The sequence below is a fragment of the Streptomyces sp. NBC_01224 genome (genome assembly GCF_036002945.1).
Taxonomy (GTDB): Bacteria; Actinomycetota; Actinomycetes; order Streptomycetales; family Streptomycetaceae; genus Streptomyces.
Genome location: NZ_CP108529.1, coordinates 6077825 through 6098235, shown reverse-complemented (window position 1 = coordinate 6098235; position 20411 = coordinate 6077825). Strand labels below are relative to the sequence as shown.

General features: G+C 69.0%; 16 protein-coding genes and 2 tRNA genes. 5 read left to right on the top strand and 13 right to left on the bottom strand.

Features of this window, described 5'->3' with window-relative positions; genetic code table 11:
• Nucleotides 1-16: 16 nt before the first annotated feature.
• The gene (locus OG609_RS27415) at nt 17-2638 is read right to left on the bottom strand and encodes a valine--tRNA ligase (RefSeq protein ID WP_327275259.1); all 2622 of its coding nucleotides are present in this window, start codon (nt 2636-2638) and stop codon (nt 17-19) included.
• Between the two features lie 153 nt (nt 2639-2791).
• Here OG609_RS27415 and OG609_RS27410 point away from each other — a divergent pair, with 153 nt between their 5' ends.
• Nucleotides 2792-3802 carry a hypothetical protein gene (locus OG609_RS27410; protein ID WP_327278204.1) on the top strand — a complete coding sequence of 337 codons (1011 nt, stop codon included), beginning with the start codon at nt 2792-2794 and terminating at the stop codon, nt 3800-3802.
• An 81-nt stretch (nt 3803-3883) separates the two neighbouring features.
• Here the strand turns inward: OG609_RS27410 and clpX are convergent, their stop codons facing one another.
• The 5 genes from clpX to OG609_RS27385 all read right to left on the bottom strand — a co-directional run bounded on the left by clpX (nt 3884) and on the right by OG609_RS27385 (nt 8612).
• Complete coding sequence (gene clpX / locus OG609_RS27405; RefSeq protein WP_114244485.1) at nt 3884-5182, bottom strand: ATP-dependent Clp protease ATP-binding subunit ClpX; 1299 nt, start codon at nt 5180-5182, stop codon at nt 3884-3886.
• Nucleotides 5183-5339: 157 nt separating this feature from the next.
• Nucleotides 5340-6020: an ATP-dependent Clp protease proteolytic subunit gene (locus tag OG609_RS27400; protein ID WP_327275258.1), complete on the bottom strand. Its 681-nt coding sequence runs from the start codon at nt 6018-6020 to the stop codon at nt 5340-5342.
• A gap of 80 nt (nt 6021-6100) precedes the next feature.
• The gene (locus tag OG609_RS27395) at nt 6101-6706 is read right to left on the bottom strand and encodes an ATP-dependent Clp protease proteolytic subunit (RefSeq protein WP_176729207.1); all 606 of its coding nucleotides are present in this window, start codon (nt 6704-6706) and stop codon (nt 6101-6103) included.
• Nucleotides 6707-6970: 264 nt separating this feature from the next.
• Complete coding sequence (gene tig, locus OG609_RS27390) at nt 6971-8368, bottom strand: trigger factor (protein WP_327275257.1); 1398 nt, start codon at nt 8366-8368, stop codon at nt 6971-6973.
• Nucleotides 8369-8535: 167 nt separating this feature from the next.
• Nucleotides 8536-8612 (bottom strand) — tRNA-Pro (locus OG609_RS27385).
• Between the two features lie 167 nt (nt 8613-8779).
• Between OG609_RS27385 and OG609_RS27380 the strand changes: the two genes are divergently transcribed.
• Nucleotides 8780-8853: transfer RNA gene (locus OG609_RS27380), tRNA-Gly, on the top strand.
• A 117-nt stretch (nt 8854-8970) separates the two neighbouring features.
• Here OG609_RS27380 and OG609_RS27375 read toward each other — a convergent pair.
• Nucleotides 8971-9165 carry a hypothetical protein gene (locus tag OG609_RS27375; protein WP_005317603.1) on the bottom strand — a complete coding sequence of 65 codons (195 nt, stop codon included), beginning with the start codon at nt 9163-9165 and terminating at the stop codon, nt 8971-8973.
• A gap of 478 nt (nt 9166-9643) precedes the next feature.
• Between OG609_RS27375 and OG609_RS27370 the strand changes: the two genes are divergently transcribed.
• Nucleotides 9644-10798 (top strand): acyltransferase family protein, encoded by a 1155-nt coding sequence (locus tag OG609_RS27370; protein ID WP_327275256.1) that lies wholly within the window; start codon nt 9644-9646, stop codon nt 10796-10798.
• Between the two features lie 10 nt (nt 10799-10808).
• On the opposite strand, the gene OG609_RS27365 is transcribed toward OG609_RS27370, so the two are convergent.
• Genes OG609_RS27365 through OG609_RS27355 form a run of 3 tightly spaced genes read right to left on the bottom strand, consistent with a single transcriptional unit; the run spans nt 10809 to nt 14650 of the window.
• Nucleotides 10809-11315, bottom strand: coding sequence for an HD domain-containing protein (locus tag OG609_RS27365; RefSeq protein WP_327275255.1), 507 nt, complete (start codon nt 11313-11315; stop codon nt 10809-10811).
• A 9-nt stretch (nt 11316-11324) separates the two neighbouring features.
• Nucleotides 11325-13805 (bottom strand): FtsX-like permease family protein, encoded by a 2481-nt coding sequence (locus tag OG609_RS27360; protein WP_327275254.1) that lies wholly within the window; start codon nt 13803-13805, stop codon nt 11325-11327.
• Nucleotides 13805-14650 carry an ABC transporter ATP-binding protein gene (locus OG609_RS27355; RefSeq protein ID WP_327275253.1) on the bottom strand — a complete coding sequence of 282 codons (846 nt, stop codon included), beginning with the start codon at nt 14648-14650 and terminating at the stop codon, nt 13805-13807. Before OG609_RS27355 ends, OG609_RS27360 begins: the two co-directional genes overlap by 1 nt.
• 272 nt (nt 14651-14922) lie before the next feature.
• Here OG609_RS27355 and OG609_RS27350 point away from each other — a divergent pair, with 272 nt between their 5' ends.
• Nucleotides 14923-16119 (top strand): cation:proton antiporter, encoded by a 1197-nt coding sequence (locus tag OG609_RS27350; protein WP_327275252.1) that lies wholly within the window; start codon nt 14923-14925, stop codon nt 16117-16119.
• Between the two features lie 122 nt (nt 16120-16241).
• Here the strand turns inward: OG609_RS27350 and OG609_RS27345 are convergent, their stop codons facing one another.
• Nucleotides 16242-17387 (bottom strand): PP2C family protein-serine/threonine phosphatase, encoded by a 1146-nt coding sequence (locus tag OG609_RS27345; RefSeq protein ID WP_327275251.1) that lies wholly within the window; start codon nt 17385-17387, stop codon nt 16242-16244.
• 104 nt (nt 17388-17491) lie between these two features.
• Between OG609_RS27345 and OG609_RS27340 the strand changes: the two genes are divergently transcribed.
• Nucleotides 17492-18724, top strand: a complete 1233-nt coding sequence (locus tag OG609_RS27340; protein WP_327275250.1) for a GNAT family N-acetyltransferase — start codon at nt 17492-17494, stop codon at nt 18722-18724.
• Between the two features lie 82 nt (nt 18725-18806).
• Here the strand turns inward: OG609_RS27340 and OG609_RS27335 are convergent, their stop codons facing one another.
• Together OG609_RS27335 and OG609_RS27330 are read right to left on the bottom strand one after the other, a co-directional pair.
• Nucleotides 18807-19616 carry an Fpg/Nei family DNA glycosylase gene (locus OG609_RS27335; protein ID WP_114244494.1) on the bottom strand — a complete coding sequence of 270 codons (810 nt, stop codon included), beginning with the start codon at nt 19614-19616 and terminating at the stop codon, nt 18807-18809.
• A 99-nt stretch (nt 19617-19715) separates the two neighbouring features.
• Nucleotides 19716-20204 (bottom strand): ribose-5-phosphate isomerase, encoded by a 489-nt coding sequence (locus OG609_RS27330; protein WP_327275249.1) that lies wholly within the window; start codon nt 20202-20204, stop codon nt 19716-19718.
• Between the last annotated feature and the right edge of the window lie 207 nt (nt 20205-20411).

Sequence of the window (20411 nt, the reverse complement as noted above, 5' to 3'; positions counted from 1 at the left end):
CGCCCTCAGCGGGTGATCAGCCCTGCGGCAGGTTCGCCAGCTGGTTGGTGATCCGTTCGATGTCCGCCTCGGCCTTGGCGAGCCGGCCACGGATCTTGTCGACCACGTTGTCCGGGGCCTTGCCGAGGAACGCCTCGTTGGAGAGCTTGCCGTTGGCCTGGGCCTTCTCCTTCTCGGCAGCGCCCAGGTCCTTCGTCAGGCGCTTGCGCTCGGCCTCGACGTCGATCGTGCCGGACAGGTCGAGGGCGACGGTGGCTCCCGCGACCGGCAGCGACGCGGTGGCGTGGAAGCCGTCGCCGGCGGGCTGCAGGCGCAGCAGCTGGCGGATGGCCGCCTCGTGCGGGGCGAGAGCCGTGCCGGTCAGGGTGAGCTCGGCCGGAACCTTCTGGCCGGGCTGCAGTCCCTGGTCGGAGCGGAACCGGCGGACCTCGGTGACGAGCTGCTGGACGAGCTCGATCTCCTTCTCGGCCGCATCGTCGCGGAAGCCGGAGTCGGTCGGCCAGTCGGCGATGACGACGGACTCCCGGCCCGTGAGCGCGGTCCAGAGTGTCTCCGTGACGAACGGGACGACCGGGTGCAGCAGCCGCAGCATCACGTCGAGGACCTCACCGAGGACCCGGCCCGAGACCTCGGCCGGCTTGCCGCCCGCGAAGAACGTGGTCTTGGACAGCTCGACGTACCAGTCGAAGACCTCGTCCCAGGCGAAGTGCCGGAGTGCCTCGCTGAGCTTGGAGAACTGGAAGTCGTCGTAGTACGCGTCGACTTCGGCGACGGTCTTGTTGAGCCGGGACAGGATCCAGCGCTCGGTCACGGACATCTCGTCTGCCGACGGCAGTTCGCCCTCGATCGTGGCGCCGTTCATCAGGGCGAAGCGGGTGGCGTTCCAGATCTTGTTGGCGAACTTGGCGGAACCCTGGACCCACTCCTCGCCGATCGGGACGTCGGTGCCCGGGTTGGCACCGCGCGCCAGGGTGAAGCGCAGCGCGTCGGAGCCGTACTTGTCCATCCAGTCCAGCGGGTTGACGACGTTTCCGAACGACTTCGACATCTTCTTGCCGAACTCGTCACGGACCATGCCGTGCAGGACGATGGTCTTGAAGGGCGGGACACCGTCGTTGACGTACAGACCGAACATCATCATCCGGGCGACCCAGAAGAAGAGGATGTCGTAGCCGGTGACCAGGACGGAGTTCGGATAGAACTTCGCGAGGCTGTCGGTCCGCTCCGGCCAGCCGAGCGTGGAGAACGGCCACAGGCCGGAGGAGAACCAGGTGTCCAGGACATCGCTGTCCTGCGTCCAGCCCTCGCCCGTGGGGACCTCGTCGTCCGGTCCGACGCAGACGACCTCGCCGTTCGGGCCGTACCAGACGGGGATGCGGTGGCCCCACCAGAGCTGGCGCGAGATCGTCCAGTCGTGGAGGTTGTCGACCCAGTCGAAGTACCGCTTCTCCATCTCCTGCGGGTGGATCTCGACGCTGCCGTCGCGGACGGCGTCACCGGCCGCCTTGGCGAGCGGGGCGACCTTGACCCACCACTGGAGGGACAGGCGCGGCTCGATGGTGGTCTTGCAGCGCGAGCAGTGGCCGACGGAGTGGAGGTACGGACGCTTCTCGGTGACGATCCGGCCCTCGGCGCGCAGCGCGCCGACGATGGCGGACCGGGCCTCCAGGCGGTCGAGTCCCTCGAACGGGCCGGGGACGGTGATGACCGCGCGCTCGTCCATGACAGTGAGGAACGGCAGGTCGTGGCGCTTGCCGATCTCGAAGTCGTTCGGGTCGTGGGCGGGCGTGACTTTCACGGCGCCGGTGCCGAACTCCGGGTCGACGTGGTGGTCGGCGACGACGGGGATCGTACGGTCGGTCAGCGGCAGCCTGATCTGCCTGCCGACCAGATGCTTGTAGCGCTCGTCGTCGGGGTGGACGGCGACCGCGGTGTCACCGAGCATCGTCTCGGCGCGGGTCGTGGCGACGACGATGGTGTCGTCGCCCTCCCCGTACGTCATGGAGACGAGCTCGCCGTCGTCGTCCTGGTACTCGACCTCGATGTCCGAGATCGCGGTCAGACAGCGCGGGCACCAGTTGATGATGCGCTCGGCGCGGTAGATCAGCCCGTCGTCGTACATCTTCTTGAAGACGGTCTGGACGGCGGTGGAGAGACCCTCGTCCATGGTGAAGCGCTCACGGGACCAGGCGACGCCCTCGCCGAGGCGGCGCATCTGTCCGGAGATCTGGCCGCCGGACTCGTTCTTCCACTGCCAGACGCGCTCGACGAAGGCCTCACGGCCCAGGTCGTGGCGGGACTTGCCCTCCTTGCCGAGCTCGCGCTCGACGACGTTCTGGGTGGCGATGCCGGCGTGGTCCATGCCGGGCTGGTACAGCGCCTCGAAGCCCTGCATGCGCTTGCGCCGGACAAGGGCGTCGATCAGCGTGTGCTCGAAGGCGTGCCCCAGGTGCAGGCTGCCCGTGACGTTCGGCGGCGGGATGACGATGGAGTACGGCGGCTTCTCGCTGTGCTCGTCGGCTTCGAAGTAACCACGTTCTACCCAGCGCTCATACAGCTTCCCCTCTACCTCGGCCGGTGCGTACTGGGTCGGCAGTTCGGGGTTGCTGGCTGGCGTCTGCTGAGTGTTCTCGGTCACGGGGGACAGTTTAGGGCCGTCACAGTCGTGCGCTGAAACCGGTTTGTTCGGTAACGGTGTCACTCCCGGTGCCCCGCGGCGGTGGACCTTCCGTCAGGATGTTCGGAACGCATAAGCATTCCGATGAGCATTTCCGAACAGGGGACACCGCAGATGAGCTACAACCAGCCGGGCCCGTACGGCGGCCAGCCTCCACAGGGCCAGCCCGGACCGTACGGCGGCCAGCCTCCGCAGGGCCAGCCCGGACCGTACGGTGGCCAGCAGCCGGGCCCGTACGGCCAGCAGCCGCCGCAGGGCCAGCCCGGTTACGGGTACCCCCAGCAGGCCCCTCAGGGTGTCCCGCCGCAGCAGCAGCCCCAGCCGGGCTACGGCTACCCGCAGGCCCAGCAGCCGGGCCCGTACGGCCAGCAGCCGCCCACGCCGCCGTACGGCGGCCCGCAATACGGCGGCCAGCCCCCCTTCCCCCCGGCCCAGCCGAAGAAGAAGACCGGCCTGATCATCGGCGGCGTGGTCGTGGCGATGGCGGTCATCGCGGGCGGGGTGTACCTCCTGACGTCGGGCGGGGGCGGCAGCTCGGTCGCCGACGACGGCAAGACGTACAAGCTGACGACGCCGGAGACGGTGCTGGGCGGCACGTACAAGAAGACCCCTAGCCAGGGGGACCAGGACAAGATGACGGCGAAGGACGTCAAGGAGGCGGAGGGCTGGGGGGTTCACAACGCCAAGAGCGTCGGGGCCGGTTACACCTCGGGCGACGCGGCCGCCCAGAAGATGCTGTCGTTCAGCGGTGTCTACGGTGACATCGACGACCCCGAGAAGGTCGTCGACGCCATGTTCGCCAAGCTGAAGTCCGAGGCTACGAAGGACCCGGACCCCGAGGACAGGACCAAGAGCGAGTTCATCGGCAGCCCGAAGGCCTTCACCCCGGCCGGGTTCGAGAACGGTGTCCTGAAGTGCCAGGAAGCGAAAGTCACGGACATCAGCAGCACCGGGGGCGGTAAGGAAACCACCATGCCCTTCTGCATCTGGGGCGACCACAGCACCGTGACGTACGTCATGGACGTGGACATGGCGGGCATGATGACCGGCAAGAGCGTCTCTCTGGACGACGCCGCCAACGATGCGGCCAAGCTCCGCAATGACGTCCGCGTCGAGGTCAAGTAGCGCACACGGAAAGCAGGAGGGGCGCGCCGCCAGTCCAACTGGCCGGGCGCCCCTTCCGTTTTCGTTCACATACCGCTGCCGCTACGCGGACTTCTCGTGCCGCCCGTCGTCGCCCTTGCCGATGGTCCGCGGCTCGCGCGGGACCAGGGTCGGGTTCACGTTGTTGCGGACGACGTCCGCCGTGATGACGACGCGGGCGACGTCCTTGCGGGACGGCACCTCGTACATCACGGACTGGAGGACCTCTTCCATGATGGCCCGCAGGCCACGCGCGCCGGTGCCGCGGAGGATCGCCTGGTCGGCGATGGCCTCCAGGGCCGGGCGGTCGAAGTCCAGCTCGACACCGTCGAGTTCGAACAGCCGTTGATACTGCTTCACCAGCGCGTTGCGCGGCTCGACGAGGATCTGCAGCAGCGCCTCACGGTCCAGGTTGTGGACCGAGGTGAGGACAGGCAGCCGGCCGATGAACTCCGGGATCATCCCGAACTTCACCAGGTCCTCCGGCATGACCTCCTGGAACTGGTCGCTGGCCTCGATCTCCCGCTTGGAGCGGATCGTCGCGCCGAAGCCGATGCCCTTGGCACCCGCCCGCGACTCGATGATCCTCTCCAGACCGGAGAAGGCACCGCCCACGATGAACAGCACGTTCGTCGTGTCGATCTGGATGAACTCCTGGTGCGGGTGCTTCCGGCCGCCCTGCGGCGGTACGGAGGCGGTGGTGCCCTCCAGGATCTTCAGCAGGGCCTGCTGGACGCCCTCGCCGGAGACATCGCGGGTGATCGACGGGTTCTCGCTCTTGCGGGCGACCTTGTCGATCTCGTCGATGTAGATGATCCCGGTCTCGGCCTTCTTGACGTCGTAGTCCGCGGCCTGGATCAGCTTCAGCAGGATGTTCTCGACGTCCTCACCGACATAGCCGGCCTCCGTCAGCGCCGTCGCGTCGGCGATGGCGAACGGGACGTTGAGCATACGGGCCAGGGTCTGCGCGAGAAGCGTCTTGCCGGAGCCCGTGGGGCCCAGCAGCAGGATGTTGGACTTGGCCAGCTCGATGGCGTCGTCCCGACCCTGCGCGCCGCCGTTCTCGCCGGCCTGGACCCGCTTGTAGTGGTTGTACACAGCGACCGAGAGGGCCTTCTTCGCGGGCTCCTGCCCGACGACGTACCCCTCGAGGAACTCGTAGATCTCGCGCGGCTTGGGGAGTTCCTCCCACCGCACCTCGGAGGTCTCCGCGAGCTCCTCCTCAATGATCTCGTTGCAGAGATCGATGCACTCGTCGCAGATGTACACACCGGGTCCCGCGATGAGCTTCTTCACCTGCTTCTGGCTCTTTCCGCAGAACGAGCACTTGAGCAGGTCGCCGCCATCACCGATGCGTGCCACGAGGTGCTTCCCCTTCGCCTGGGAGCAGCTTGGTTCAGCGGCTCCTGGTGCCTCTATCCGACGGTACCTTGCCTTGCCCCCCGTTCGGGCCCCCCTTGGCACGGTTCACACCGCCGATGCGGTGTGAACTCGCCATGCCAAGAGGTGAAGGCCGATGTCAGACGGCCGTGACCGCCTGCTTGCGGGTCGACACGATCTGGTCGACGAGACCGTAGGCGAGGGCATCCTCTGCGGTCAGGATCTTGTCGCGCTCGATGTCGTCGCGAATCTTGTCGATCGGCGTGGTGGAGTGCTTGGCCAGCATCTCCTCCAGCTGGGTGCGCATCCGCAGGATCTCGTTGGCCGCGATCTCCAGGTCGGAGAGCTGCTCACGGCCGGTCTGCGAGGACGGCTGGTGGATCAGTACACGGGCGTTGGGCAGCGCCATCCGCTTGCCGGGCGTACCCGCGGCGAGCAGCACGGCCGCGGCGGAGGCCGCCTGGCCCATGCAGACCGTCTGGATGTCCGGCTTCACGAACTGCATCGTGTCGTAGATCGCGGTGAGCGCGGTGAACGAGCCGCCGGGGCTGTTGATGTAGATCGAGATGTCCCGGTCCGGGTCCATCGACTCCAGGCACAGCAGCTGCGCCATGACGTCGTTGGCGGAGGCGTCGTCGATCTGCACGCCGAGGAAGATCACGCGCTCCTCGAAGAGCTTCGCGTACGGGTCGTACTCACGCACGCCCTGCGAGGTGCGCTCCACGAAGCGCGGCACGATGTAGCGGTTGTCCACCTGCGGGCCGGTGTAGAGGCCGCTCGCGGAGGCGCCGGGGAAGTTGTTCATGTGGGTGTTCACCATCCTGGTGGCGTTCTGTGGCTGGGTGTCTCGGCGTACGAGAGGTGCGCGGGGCGGTGGAGCCGGATCCGGTGGGTACCGGATCAGGCGCCGGTGCCGCCGCCGCCCGGAACGCCCGATGCGATCGTGATGATCTCGTCGATGAGGCCGTACTCCTTGGCCTCCTCCGCGGTGTACCAGCGGTCGCGGTCGCCGTCGCGGATGATCGTCTCGACCGTCTGGCCGGAGTGGCGGGCGGTGATCTCCGCCATCCGCTGCTTGGTGCGCAGCAGGTACTGGGCCTGGATCTTGATGTCCGAGGCCGTACCGCCGATGCCGGCCGAACCCTGGTGCATGAGGATGTCGGTGTTCGGGAGCGCGAAGCGCTTGCCCGCGGTGCCGCCGGTGAGCAGGAACTGGCCCATCGAGGCCGCCATGCCCATACCGATGGTGACCACGTCGTTCGGGATGTACTGCATGGTGTCGTAGACCGCCATACCGGCCGTCACCGAACCGCCGGGGCTGTTGATGTAGAGGTAGATGTCCTTGTCCGGCTCGGCGGCAAGGAGAAGCAGCTGCGCCGTGATCTTGTTGGCGATCTCATCGTCTACCTGCTGACCGAGGAAGATGATGCGCTCGCCGAGCAGTCGGCTGTAGACCTGGTCACCGAGGCCTCCACCGAGGGACGGCTCTCCGGCGGCGTAGGGCATCAGATTCGTCACGTATCCACCTGCTCGTCTCTGACGGCTCCGGCCGTCTCAGCGTCTTCGTACCGGGTGGGCGGGGACTCCCCTGCCCTTCCTATTCATGGACCCTAACGCGCAGGTAGGACAACGCCATCCCGCTTCCGCAACTGTTCGCTGGGAGCGCAAGCTCCGCAGCCCGCACAGGGGTTGTGGGGCACCGTACGCCATACGACGACGGGCTCCGAACGCACAGCGTCCGGAGCCCGTCGTACGGGTTCAGCGCGAGGCTCAGGCCTCGTTCTTCTCCTCGGTGACCTCGGCAACGGCCTCGGCGGCACCATCGGCGGCCTCGACCGTCTCGATGGCCTCCTCCTCGTCGTCCTCCAGCTCGACGACCTCACCGTTGGTGTCGACGACCTTGGCGGCCTCGACGACCACGGCCAGCGCCTTGCCGCGGGCGACCTCGCCGACGAGCATCGGCACCTGGCCGCCCTCGACGACGGCCTGGGCGAACTGGTCGGGGCTCATGCCGGAGGAAGCAGCGCGCCGCATGAGGTGCTCGGTGAGCTCCTCCTGGTTGACGTTCAGCTTCTCCTTGTTGACGATCTCGTCCAGGATGAACTGGGTCTTGATGCCCTTGATCGCCTGCTCGGAGGTCTCGGCCTCGAACTCCTCGACCGTCTTGCCCTGGATCTCCAGGTACTTGTCGAGGGTCAGACCCATCTGGCCGAGCTGGTGGTGCTCCAGGTTGTGCTTGCGGGTCTGGACCTCGTCCGCGAGCAGCTTCTCCGGGATCGGGACCTCGGCCAGCTTCAGCAGCTCGTCGAGGACGCGCTCCTGGGCCTGGGTGGCCTGGTCGAACTGCTTGGTGTTCTCGAGGCGCTTGCGGCTGTCCGCCTTCAGCTCGTCGAGGGTGTCGAACTCGCTCGCCATCTGGGCGAACTCGTCGTCCAGCTCGGGGAGCTCACGGGCGGCGACGGCGGTGACCTTGACGGTGACCTCGGCCTCCTTGCCCTCGGCCGAGCCGCCCTTCAGCTCGGAGGTGAAGGTGGCCTCGCCACCCGCCTCCAGGCCGGTGACGGCGGCGTCGATGCCGTCGAGGAGCTCGCCGGAACCGATGGTGTACGAGACACCCTCGGCCACGCCGTCCTCCAGGACCTCGCCATCGACCTTGGCCTGCAGGTCGATCGTCACGACGTCACCCTCGGCGGCGGCACGCTCGACCGGGTTGGTGGAGGCGAAGCGCTCGCGGAGCTGCTCCACGGCCTTCTCGACGTCCTCGTCGCTGACCTCGAGGGCGTCAACGGTGACCTCGATGCCGGAGTAGTCCGGGATCTCGATCTCGGGGCGTACGTCAACCTCGGCGGTGAAGGCCAGCAGCTCGCCGTCCTTCAGCTCGGTGATGTCGACCTCGGGCTGACCGAGGACGTTGAGCTCACCCTCGTTGACAGCCTCGGTGTAGAACTTCGGGAGGGCGTCGTTGACGGCCTCCTCCAGCACCGCACCACGGCCGAACCGCTGGTCGATGACCCGGGCGGGGATCTTGCCCTTGCGGAAGCCCTTCACCGTGACCTGCTGGTTGATCTTCTTGTACGCCGCGTCGAGGCTGTCCTTGAGCTCCTCGAAGGGCACCTCAACAGTGAGCCGAACCCGGGTCGGGTTCAGGGTCTCCACGGCGCTCTTCACGGTTCGGTCTCCTTGTGGCTGACTTCTTGGGGTTCTGCTCCACCGCGGGTGGCGGCTTCGCGGACCGAGCCCGGTACATCAGACACACGGGCACGCATTTTGCATAGTAACGGCAAGGCGACGGACTCCCACAATGCGATCTTGCCGGTGGTCTGCGATCTTGCCGATGGTCGGGGTGGCCGGATTCGAACCGACGACCTTCCGCTCCCAAAGCGGACGCGCTACCAAGCTGCGCCACACCCCGTCGGTGCGACACGTAGGGTACATGCAGACAGGCGGTGCATCAGCCGCTTTGCACGGGTGGCACCGAACGCGACACCGGGTGACCGCAATCGGGTGTGCGGGCAGCGCCCGCGACCCGCTACGATACTTCTCGTTGCCGCCGGTCCCCGGACCTGCGGTGCGGTGCATGCGGGCGTAGCTCAATGGTAGAGCCCTAGTCTTCCAAACTAGCTACGCGGGTTCGATTCCCGTCGCCCGCTCCATGCTTGGGCCCGGTCCGACGAATTCCTCGTCGGACCGGGCCCTTTGCGTTCCGGCTGCGTTCTGCCCGCGTCCTGCCGGGCCTCTCGCGCCGGAGCGCGGGCGCCGGTGCGGCCGGATCAGAAGCTGATCTGGTTGATGGTCTCCGCTATCGAGTTCATGAACCTGTTTATCGACGGAGCCATGCCGGTCGATGCCAGGAAGAAGCCGAAGAGCACCGCGACGATCGCGGGTCCGGCCTTGATGGAGCCGCCTCGGATCAGGACCACCAGGACGATCGCCAACAGAAGCACCACAGACAGTGAAATGGCCACGACTGATCACACCCTTGGTCGGTCCGCCTTGCCGGCCCGGAGGTGTGCGGCCGAGCACTCCTCCGTTCCGTCCATCGTGCCACCAACTCCCCTGTGGTCGCTGCCAGGTGACGGATCGAACGGACGGGATCGCGCCATCCTTGCGCCCCGCGCACGCCCGGGGCGCACAGCCGCACAAGGTGTGGCACAGAGCCCCAACAAGGCTCCCCGTACCTGTGAGCGAACTGTGAATCGAATAATCACAACGGCTCGCAACTGTGACGGTTTCCATATCCACACACTTTATTCACGCGCAATTCCAAGGATCGAGTGCGACGAAATTCACCTCCCGCAACCGCCTGGCGATATGCACCATTTAAGGGGGATGAAGCCGGGCATAGTGGGCGGTTTTTGGTGGTTTCGCTTTTGATTGGACGCGGACATGCAATATCCGTGGGCGGTTTTACGAATTGCAATCGTGGCGTCTAAGGTGCTTTAGATGTTCCACGCTCCGAACGTATTTCAGAGGGCCCCGCTCCCACCAGCGACCCGGGAGTCGGAGCCCAGACGCCGAGGGACGAAGACTGCCACCGCGGCACCCCCCGCACCGGTGGCGAACAAGCCTCCGGCCGCCGCGCCGGCGAAGAAGCGTGACGCCTACTTCGACAACGTCAAATATCTGGCCATCGTGCTCGTCGCGGTGGCGCACTCGTGGGAACCGGTGATGGACGGCAGCCGGACCGCCCGTGCGCTGTACATGGTGGCGTACACCTTTCACATGCCGGCGTTCATCATCATCTCCGGCTATTTCTCCCGCTCGTTCGACATGTCCGCCGCCAAGGTAAAACGCCTGGTCACCGGCGTTGCCGTGCCCTATGTGGTGTTCGAGACGGCTTATTCGCTGTTCAAGCGGTACGCGGACGACTCGCCCGATCAGCCGATCAGCCTGACCGACCCCTGGTATCTCACCTGGTTCCTGGTCGCGCTGTTCATCTGGCGGATCACCACACCGCTGTGGCAGGCGCTGCGCCATCCACTGCCCGTGGCGCTCGTCATCGCCGTGCTCGCCTCTTTCTCCCCGGCGATCGGCGACGATCTCGATCTCCAGCGTGTTCTGCAGTTCCTGCCGTTCTTCGTGCTGGGACTCCGGCTGAAGCCCGAGCATTTCCAACTGGTTCGCCGGCGTGAGGTGCGGATGCTCGCGCTCCCGCTGTTCGCCGGGGCCCTGCTGTTCGCGTACTGGGCGGCGCCCCGGATGCAGCTGGGCTGGTTCTACCGCAGCAACAGCGCGCCCGAGATGGGCGCCCCGTGGTGGTCCGGAGCCGTGATGACACTGGCGATGTTCGGCTGTGCGCTGCTGCTCACCATCGGGTTCCTGTCCTGGGTGCCGCGCCGCCCCATGTGGTTCACCGTGCTCGGCGCCGGAACGATCTGCGGCTATCTGCTGCACGGATTCCTGATCAAGGGCGCCGAATACGCCGGGGTGTTCGACACCTACGCATGGCTCTCGACGCCCGGCGGCCGGGTCCTCGTCTCACTGGTCGCGGCCGGTGCGGTGACGCTGATGTGTACGCCGCCGGTGCGGCGGGTGCTGCGCCCGGTGACCGAGCCGGACATGAACTGGGCGTTCCGGCGCGCCGCGTCCAGACTCTGATCCCAGTGGATCAGTCCTTCGCCGCGTTGGCTTGAACCGATTGCTCGACGGACGATTCACCTGGGATGAGCCCGAGCAGCCCCCGTACCTGCGCATACTTCTCGGCCAGTCGGGTACGGGTCGCCGGTTCCAGCACGGCGAGGCGGGCCGGGTCGGCGTTGTGTGCCAGGTCGGACTCCTTGATCAGCAGGGCGCCCGGGGTGTCGAGGATGCGCCGGGTGTACGGACCGAGGTCCTCGCCGTCACGTTTGGTGACGGCGAGGACCATGTCCTTGACCTCCTGAGGCAGCGCGGCGTCGGCCAGCCATTCCTCCGACAGCGCGTCGTCCTCGACGGCGTCGTGCAGCCAGGCCGCGGCGATCTGTTCGTCGCTGCCGCCCCTGATCCGTACGCCCTCGGCGACCGCGGCGAGATGCTCGGTGTACGGGCGTCCCGCTTTGTCCCGCTGGTCGGCGTGGGCCTCGCGGGCGATCGCCTCGACTTCGGCCAGGGTCAGCTGTGCGCGTGGGGTGGGCATGGCCCGACTCTACGGACGCGCGGCCGTCCCACGCAGGGCGGCCCGGGCCGGGACCGTCACGGCGGCCAGGCCGAGTCCGATGGTCGCGGCGAGGAAGGACCCGTACAACGTCGGCGGGATGTAAGGCGATTCGCCCGTGAGTCCCTTCGTCATCGGGACCAGTGTGGCCAGTGCGATGCCGGTGCCGAGCGCGGCGCCGGCGACCGTGACGAGCAGCGCCTCCCAGCGGATCATCCCCATGACCTGGCGGCGGGTGGAGCCGACGAGCCGCAGCATGGTCAGTTCGCGGCGCCGGTCGAGGACAGTCATCACCAGGGTGTTGACCGCGGCGACGGCGGCGAATCCGCCGAGGACCGCGGCCATGGTGGTGTTGGCCCAGGCGTTGAGTTCACGGCTCTGGTCCTGTGCGGCGGCGTAGCCGGTCCGGTCGGTGACGGTGCCGAGCGCGGCGAGCTTCTGTGCGGCGGCGGGTGTGGCCCGTACCAGCAGGTCGGAGACGTACGGCGAGGTGACATGGGTGCTGAGGTCGGCGGCGGGCAGTGTGACGAGACCGGTGCCCAGGCCGCGGCCGTAAACGGCGACGATCTTCGGAGCCGCCTTGGTTCCGTCCGGGAGACGCAGGGCCAGGCGGTCGCCCGTGCCGAGCTTCGTGGATCCGGCGAGGGTGGTGTCGATGGCGACGGTGCCGGGGCGCAGGCCGGTCAGCGATCCGGTCCGGACGTCGAGGTCCTGGACCTTGGCGAGGTCGTGGCCGGAGCCGGTGATCCCCTGGGCGGAGGTGGTCTGGAGCCGCCGGTCCCCGCCCGATCCGGTGGGCACCAGGACGGAACTGCGGAGCAGCCCGACGGCGGTCGTGACGCCGGGTGTGGCGGCGGCGCGTTCGGTCGCGTCGGAGGCTAGTCCGAACGGGGCGGAGACGATGTGGTCGGCGGTGATGGCGTCGCGCTGCTGGTGTGCGATCACCCGGCTCTCGCTGGTGTGCATGAAGACGAGCGTGGAGGAAAAGGCCATGGCGAGCACGATCGGGGTGATCGCGGAGGCCAGGCGACGCGAGTTCGTCCGGGAGTTGGCGGCGGCCAGCGAGCCCGACGCGCCGGCGGCGCGCAGCGGGAAGCCGATGACGGCGGCGCAGATCCGGGCGATCAGCGGGCCGAGCAGGCCGACCGCGAGCATGAAGAACATGACGACGCCGAGTGCGGCGTTCGCCGCGTCCTCGCCGCTCGTGGACGCGGCGACCCCCGCGAAAGCTACGCCGCCGACGAGGGCGGCGATGCCGAGCGGGGTGCGGATCCAGCCGAACGGAGGGCGTTCCACCGCGGACTGGGCGAGAGCCAGCCCCGGCTTGGTCTTCGACGGCCGACGGGCAGCGAAGTATCCGGCGCTCAGCGCGGTGAGCATCGTGGCGGCCGCGGCGATGGTCAGTGGCAGCCAGGACACCCGCAAAGCGACGGCTTCAGGGATGGCTCCCTTGTCCTGGAGCTGCCCGAACCACCAGCGGGCCAGGGCGATCCCGGGCAGACAGCCGAGCGCTCCGGCGAGCGGGGCGACGAGCAGGGACTCGGTGGCGATGGTGCGGCGCAGCTGGCGCGGAGTGGCGCCGATGGCGCGCAGCAGGGCGAACTCGCGGCTGCGCTGGCCGACGGAGAGGGCGACCGTACCGGCGGCGGTGAAAACGGCGACCATGGTGGCGACGCCGCCGAAGGAGCCGCCGAGGCCGGCGAGGAGTTCCTGGGCGCCCGCGAGTTCCGCGTCCTCGACGGCGCCCCGGCCGTCACCGGTGTGGACCTGGGCCCCGGCGGTGTGGCCGACGGCCTCGCGTACCTGGTCGGCGAGGGTGCCGGTGGGGGTGGAGCGGGCGGCGAGCACGGCGATGGCGTCGACCCGGCCGGGGTGGCCGGAGAGCTGTACAGCCTGCCGGTCGGCGAACCAGACGGTGGCTTCGGTGGCGGTGGTGCCCGCGACGCGGAACTCCCGTACGCCCGCGGGGGTGTCGAGGGTGATCTTCTCGCCGACCCGGGCCTCGGTGCCGGTGGGGACGACGACTTCGCCGGTCCCGGGCGCCTCGCCGGTGAGCAGTCGCGCGCCGGTGAGGGCGGTGGAGCCCCAGCCGTGAGCGGTGAGGAGGGTGTCGTCCTGCCGTACGGAGTAGCTGACGTCCCCGATCGCGGCTGCCGCGCCGGGGGCCGAGGCGGCCTTGCCCACCAGGGATTCGGGGAGCCGCGCGGTGTCCGGTACGGGGGTGGCGGCGTCGTACGCGCCCTCGCCGCTGCCGACCGTCATGTGGACCCGCTGGTCGGCGGCGACCACCACGGGTGCCTTCGCGTAGCGGTCCGCGGGTACCGAGGCGCGCAGGCCGGTCTCCAGCAGGATGCCGCAGGCGGAGACAATCGCCGCGGCCAGCAGCAGCGCGACGAAGGTCCCGACGAACGACGAGGGTTTGAAGCGGACGGCCGCGCGGGCGAGGCCGTTCGGGAGGTGCGGGGTGAACATCAGGCTGCTGCTCCTGCGTATGCGGGGGCCGTCCGTGCGGTGAGCGCGGTCATCCGCGCGGCGATCTGTGCGGCGCCGGCCCGCGGCAGGCTGTCCGCGATCGCGCCGTCGGCGAGGAAGAGGACCCGGTCGGCGTAGGCGGCGGCCGCCGGGTCATGGGTGACCATGACGACGGTGGCGCCGAGGCTGTCCACCGCGTGCCGGAGCAGGGCGAGGATCTCGGCGGCGGTGGTGGTGTCGAGGGCGCCGGTCGGTTCGTCGGCGAAGACCACATCGGGGCGGGTGACCAGGGCGCGGGCGACGGCGACGCGCTGCTGCTGGCCGCCGGAGAGCTGGCCGGGGCGGCGCGCGCCCTTGTCGCCGAGGCCGACCCGGGTGAGCATCTCGGCGGCTGCGTGGCGGCTGCGGGCGGAGCCGGTGCGCTGTCCGGCCAGGCGCATGGGCAGGACGACGTTCTGCTCGACCGTGAGGGACGGGAGCAGGTTGAAGGCCTGGAAGACGAAGCCGAGGCGGGTGCGGCGCAGCTCGGTGAGCCGGTTCTCGCTCATGCCGGTGATCTCGGTGCCGCCGAGGCGTACGGAGCCTTCGGTGGGGCGGTCGAGTCCGGCCGCACACTGCAGGAAGGTCGACTTCCCCGAGCCGGAGGGGCCCATGACGGCGGTGAAACTGGCGCGCGGGAGGGCGAGGTCGATGCCCCTCAGGGCGTGGACGGCGGAGCCGCCGCGGCCGTACTGCCTGCGGACGCCTCGCAGTTCCACGGCAAGGTCCGAGGGGCCGGACCCCTGGTGGACGTCCGCCGTGTACTGCCTGTCCTGCGCGCCCTGCTTGGTGCGTCGCAGCCCCATGGTGTCCGCCTTCCGTCGTTCGTCGGCCGGTCGTCCGGCCGATACCCCGAACGTACGGAACACGAGCGGGTCCGGACCATGGCGGCTGCTGGCGGATCGGGGGTGGGGCAAACCCCAGGGTGCTACCGGGGGTGGGCAGACCTCAGGGTGCTGTCGGGGGTGGCCATACTTGCAACGTCAATCATTCGGTAAACTAATTACTGACGATTCCTTGACGCTCTCTTGACCTATCGAAGGACAGGCTCATCGGACACGCAGACACGCTCATCGCCATGGGCGGCGCCTTCCTCGCCGCCGCCGTTCTCGCCCGCGTCGGCAGCCGCATCGGACTGCCGACCATCCCCTTGTTCATCCTGGCCGGAATCCTGCTCGGCCCGCACACGCCCGGCATCGTGCTCGTCGCCGACCCGCACGACCTGGAGATGCTCTCGGCACTCGGTCTGGTGCTGCTGCTCTTCTACCTCGGCCTCGAATTCCATCTCGACGACCTCAAGGCCGGCGGCCGCAAGATGGCGCTCGCCGGTGGCACCTATCTCGCCCTGAACGTCGGCGCCGGGCTCGGCTTCGGCTTCGCACTGGGCTGGGGCACATCCGAAGCTCTGGTCCTCGCCGGCGTGCTCGGCATCTCGTCGTCGGCCATCGTCACCAAGGTCCTGGTCGACCTGGGCCGTATCGGTAATCCGGAGACCAAACCGATCCTCGGCATCATCGTCGTCGAGGACGTGTTCCTCGCCCTCTATCTGGCCGCCCTCCAGCCGATCCTGTCGGGCGCCGACAGCCTCTCCGCCGCGGCGGTGGACGGCGGCAAGGCCTTCGGCTTCCTGCTGCTGCTCGCCCTGGCCGCCCGGTTCGGCACCAAGGTCATCGGCAAGCTGATCAACACCCGTGACGACGAACTCCTCGTCATCTCCTTCCTCGGCGCCGCGGTCTTCGTGGCGGGCGTCTCGGAGTGGTTCGGGGTCGCGGACGCGATCGGCGCCTTCATGGTCGGCCTGATGCTCGGCAGTACGTCCTCCGGTACGCGCATCCTCAAGCTGGTCCACCCGCTGCGTGACGCCTTCGGTGCGATCTTCTTCTTCGCCTTCGGCCTCTCCATCAACCCGGGCGATCTGCCGACCGTCCTGTGGCCGGTGCTGGCCGCCGTCGCGGTGACCCTGGCCATGAATGTCCTCGCCGGACTCGCCGCCGCCAAGGTGTACGCGTTCGGCCCGCAGGCCACGGCGAACATCTCCACCACGCTGGTGGCCCGTGGCGAGTTCGCCCTGATCCTCGCCACGATGGCGGCGGCCGCGGGGCTGGACGAACGGCTCTCCCCGTTCATCGCCGGATACGTACTCGTCCTCGCGGTCCTCGCGCCGCTGGCCGCCGGAAGGTCGCACTGGCTGGCCCGCATCCTGCCGGGCGGGCGGGGCCGGGGTGAGGACAGTGACAGCGGCAGCGGCGCCGGGCAGATCTCGGTCCCGGCCTGAGACTACGGTCGGCGTGTCCGGGCACGGGGGCCCGCCTCGCACCCGGACATGTCGACGCCCACGTTCCGGTGACGGGCCAATTCCCGTTGACGTACGCCCGTTTCATCCCGGTTGCGCACGTTTCAGGATTTGCGCGACAACAGCAGCAGTGCCCGGTCGTCGTTGACGTCCTTGGCGCATGCCTCGATCAGATGCCAGGCCGCGCCCTCGAAACCGGTGACGACATAGCGATCGGCCTCACCGGTCAGCCGGTCGATGCCCTCCGCGATATCGCGGTCGGACGCCTCCACCAGGCCGTCCGTGAACAGCATCAGCACGTCGCCGGGGGCCAACGAGCCCTTCACCGCGTCGAACTGCGCCCCGTCGTACACCCCGAGCAACGGGCCCTCCGCGGCCATCTCCTCCCATTGGCCGCTGCCCGAGTGGAGCTGCAGGGCCGGCGGGTGACCTGCCGAGAGGAGTTCGTAGTCGCCCGATTCGAGGTCCAGGACCAGATGGATCGAGGTGGCGAAACCCTCGTCCCAGTCCTGGCGCAGCAGATAGCCATTGGCCGCCGGGAGGAAGCCGTGCGGGGGCAGCGAACCGAGGAGGCCGCCGAAGGCTCCGGACAGCAGCAGGGCGCGGGAGCCCGCGTCCATGCCCTTGCCGGAGACATCGGTGAGTACGGCCTCCAGGGTCCGTCCGCCGTTGGTACGGGCGGCGACGACGAAGTCACCGGAGAAGGACTGACCGCCCGCCGGGCGCAGCGCCATCTCGCGGTGCCAGCCCTGCGGCAGCCGGGGCAGGGCGCTCTGCACCCTGATGCGTTCGCGCAGGTCGAAGAGCATGGTGCCGCCGCGTCGCCACGGCACACCGACCCTGGCCCGGAACTGGGCGAGGATCAGCCCGAAGAAGCCGCAGGCCGCGACCACCAGGACGATGCCGGGTGTCACCCGGGCCGGACCGTCCTCGTACGGTCCCAGTCCGAGCGACTCCACGATCAGGGCGGTGGCGGCGGTCGCGTACAGACCCAGCAGGCTCGCGGGCCGCAGCAGCAGACCGCCCGCGACGATCGGCAGGACGAGCGCGGCCGGTGAACACCACACCGGATTGAGCAGGGTGGCGCAGGTGATGGCCGGAACGGTGAGCAGCAGACCGGCCAGTGCGATCCAGTCCGATCCGTCGCCGCGGAAGTAGTCGACACCGGATTTGCGCAGCGCGATGCGTGCCCGGTGCGCCGATTTCCGAAATCGGGCCGGGTACGAGTCTGCTCCTGCGCGACGGGCCATTGCGGGGACCTTATCTACCCGGCCGCCTCCGGTGCAGGGGGACCCCGTGACAATGCGTTCGAAATCGGGTCGACCAGCCGCCATGCCCCTGATAGGCATGGCCCATGACTACTGAGCTTCGCGTGTTGCAACCGTCCGAATGGAACGAATGGTTCGAGTGTCTGGAGCTCGCATTCGGCGGTGTCGCAGAGCCCCCCGAGCAGCGCGAGCTGGACGAGCAGCTGACCGAGCACGAGCGGTCGATCGGAATCTGGGACGGCACCGATGTCGTCGCCACGGCCGGAGCGTTCAGCTTCCGGGTCGCCGTGCCGGGCGGGGCGCTGGTGCCCGCCGCCGGGGTCACGATGGTGAGTGTCGCTTCCACCCACCGCAGGCGCGGGCTGCTGACCTCGATGATGCGTCGGCAGCTCGACGACGTCCGGGCGCTGGGTGAGCCGATCGCCGTCCTCACGGCGTCCGAACCGGTGATCTACGGCCGGTTCGGATACGGCGCCGCCTCGCGGCAGATGTCCCTGACGATCGACACGGACCGGGTGCGGCTTACGGTACCGAAGGGCACGGACGAGGTGCGCCTGCGTCACGCGAAGCCGGACGAGGCGATGGCCGCGTGCGAGGGCGTGTACGAGCAGTTGGTCGCCGGCCGCCCCGGTACACCGGCCCATGGGCCCGGCTGGGAGCGGAAGCCGATGGTCGACCCGGTGAGTTCCCGGCAGGGCGGTTCGGCGCAGCAGTGCGTGCTGGCGGAGCGGGACGGGGAGATCGTCGGCTGTGTGACATATCACATCAAGCCGGACTGGGAGCCGTCCGGCCCCAAGGGCACGGTCACGGTGAACGATCTCGCCGCGCTGGACCCTGCGGCGTACGCGGCGTTGTGGCGGTTCGTCTTCGAGATCGACCTGACGTCGACGGTCGAAGCGCGGAACCGGCCGGTCGACGATGCGGTGCTGCACCTGGTGTCGGACGTTCGGCGGTGCAACATCCGGGTCCGGGACTGCCTGCACGTGCGTCTGGTGGAGCTGGGGGCGGCGCTGGAGGCCCGGACGTACCGGGGCCCGCTGGACGTGGTGTTCGAGGTGGAGGACGCGTTCTGCCCCTGGAACGAGGGGCGTTGGCGGCTGACGGCCGACGCGAAGGGCGCCGCGTCGTGCCGGCGCACCGACGACCCGGCCGATCTCGCGCTCTCGGTACGGGAGCTGGGCTCCGCGTATCTGGGCGGCGAGTCGCTGAGCTCGCTGGCTCTGGCCGGGCGGGTACGGGAGCTGCGGGCGGGCGCGCTGGCGGAGGCGTCGTCGGCGTTCTTGTCGGACACGGCCCCGTGGCTGCCCCGGGGGTTCTAGGGGCTCTCCAGGCCTTCTGGCACCCCGGGCCCCCGCCCGGCCGTTTTGTCCTCAGACGCCGGACGGGCCGGGATCTGCCGCGCTAAGCGCGCTGGCAGCCCGGGCACCAGAAGAGGTTGCGGGCGGCGAGGTCGGCGGTGCGGATCTCGCCGCCGCAGATGTGGCAGGCCTGCCGGGCCCTGCGGTACACGTACACCTCGCCGCCGTGGTCGTCGACGCGCGGCAGACGCCCCATCGCCTCCGGCATGTGCTCGGGGCGGACCGTGTCGATCCGGTTGTTCCGTACGCCCTCGCGCATCAGCACCACCAGGTCGGCCCAGACCGCGTCCCACTCCGCCCGCGTGAGGTCCCGGCCCAGGCGGTACGGGTCGATCCCGTGCCGGAACAGCACCTCCGCGCGGTACACGTTGCCGACCCCCGCGATGACCTTCTGGTCCATCAACAGGGCCGCGACGGTGATACGGCTGCGGGAGATCCGCCGCCAGGCCCGCTCGCCGTCCTCGTCGGTCCGCAGCGGGTCCGGGCCTAGGCGGTCGTGTATCGCGCGCTTCTCGGGGTCGGTGATCAGCGCGCACGTGGTGGGGCCGCGCAGATCCGCGTGGTGGCCGTCGGTCACCAGGCGCAGCCGGACGGTGTCGGTGGGCGGCGGGGCCGGGGTCGTACCGAAGCCGAGCTTGCCGAAGAGGCCCAGGTGGATGTGGACCCAGCCGGCGTCCTCGAAACCGAGGAAGAGGTGCTTGCCGTGGGCGTCGACGCCGGTGAACGTGCGGCCGTCCAGCAGCGCGGCGCTGTCGGAGAACTTGCCCTGCGGGCTGCTCACCCGCACCGGACGCCCGGCGAACCTGTCCCGGTGGTCCGCCGCGAGGCGGTGGATCGTGTGTCCCTCGGGCACGGCGGCGACTCTCCTCGGTGACGTGGGGACGTGGCGACGGGTGACGCGGGGAAATGACTGTGCCGCCGGGAACACCGGCGGCACAGGGGTGGAGGCCGGTCAGCCCTGCTTCGGGTGGTGGGCCGGGATCGGGGGGAGCTCGCCGGTCGTCTCGTACGCCGTCAGCATCTCGATGCGGCGGGTGTGACGCGCCTCGCCCGAGTACGGAGTGGCGAGGAAGATCTCGACGAACTTGGTGGACTCCTCCACCGAGTGCATCCGGCCACCGATGGCGACCACATTGGCGTTGTTGTGCTCACGGCCGAGCGCGGCGGTCTGCTCGCTCCAGGCGAGTGCGGCACGCACGCCCTTGACCTTGTTGGCGGCGATCTGCTCGCCGTTGCCGGAGCCGCCGATCACGATGCCGAGGCTGTCCGGGTCCGCGGCCGTCTTCTCGGCGGCACGCAGGCAGAACGGCGGGTAGTCGTCCTGGGCGTCGTAGATGTGTGGGCCACAGTCGACGGCCTCGTGGCCCTGGGCCGTGAGCCACTCGACGAGGTGGTTCTTGAGTTCATAGCCGGCATGGTCCGAGCCGAGGTACACGCGCATGTTCCGAGTGTGGCACGAGCATCGCCGGGTAAGCGCCATCGGGGTCGGGACCCTCCGGCCGGGTCCGCCCGGACCGACCGGACCCGGCGGCGGAAGCCGCGTGCGGGATCCATGTGCGGGCCCCGTGTGGGCAACGCCACTCGGGCAGATTCGGAAGAAGGGGTTCCGCTTTCACGGTTCGGCGGGCTTCAATGCATCACTTGCTGC

Coding starts and splice junctions, on each gene's coding strand:
- OG609_RS27410 (WP_327278204.1), top strand. CDS start 2,792: ATGAGCTACAACCAGCCGGGCCCGTACGGCGGCCAGCCTCCACAGGGC.
- OG609_RS27350 (WP_327275252.1), top strand. CDS start 14,923: ATGGGCGGCGCCTTCCTCGCCGCCGCCGTTCTCGCCCGCGTCGGCAGC.
- OG609_RS27370 (WP_327275256.1), top strand. CDS start 9,644: ATGTTCCACGCTCCGAACGTATTTCAGAGGGCCCCGCTCCCACCAGCG.
- OG609_RS27395 (WP_176729207.1), bottom strand. CDS start 6,706: ATGCCCTACGCCGCCGGAGAGCCGTCCCTCGGTGGAGGCCTCGGTGAC.
- OG609_RS27400 (WP_327275258.1), bottom strand. CDS start 6,020: ATGGTGAACACCCACATGAACAACTTCCCCGGCGCCTCCGCGAGCGGC.
- OG609_RS27360 (WP_327275254.1), bottom strand. CDS start 13,805: ATGTTCACCCCGCACCTCCCGAACGGCCTCGCCCGCGCGGCCGTCCGC.
- OG609_RS27355 (WP_327275253.1), bottom strand. CDS start 14,650: ATGGGGCTGCGACGCACCAAGCAGGGCGCGCAGGACAGGCAGTACACG.
- OG609_RS27365 (WP_327275255.1), bottom strand. CDS start 11,315: ATGCCCACCCCACGCGCACAGCTGACCCTGGCCGAAGTCGAGGCGATC.
- OG609_RS27330 (WP_327275249.1), bottom strand. CDS start 20,204: ATGCGCGTGTACCTCGGCTCGGACCATGCCGGCTATGAACTCAAGAAC.
- OG609_RS27345 (WP_327275251.1), bottom strand. CDS start 17,387: ATGGCCCGTCGCGCAGGAGCAGACTCGTACCCGGCCCGATTTCGGAAA.
- OG609_RS27340 (WP_327275250.1), top strand. CDS start 17,492: ATGACTACTGAGCTTCGCGTGTTGCAACCGTCCGAATGGAACGAATGG.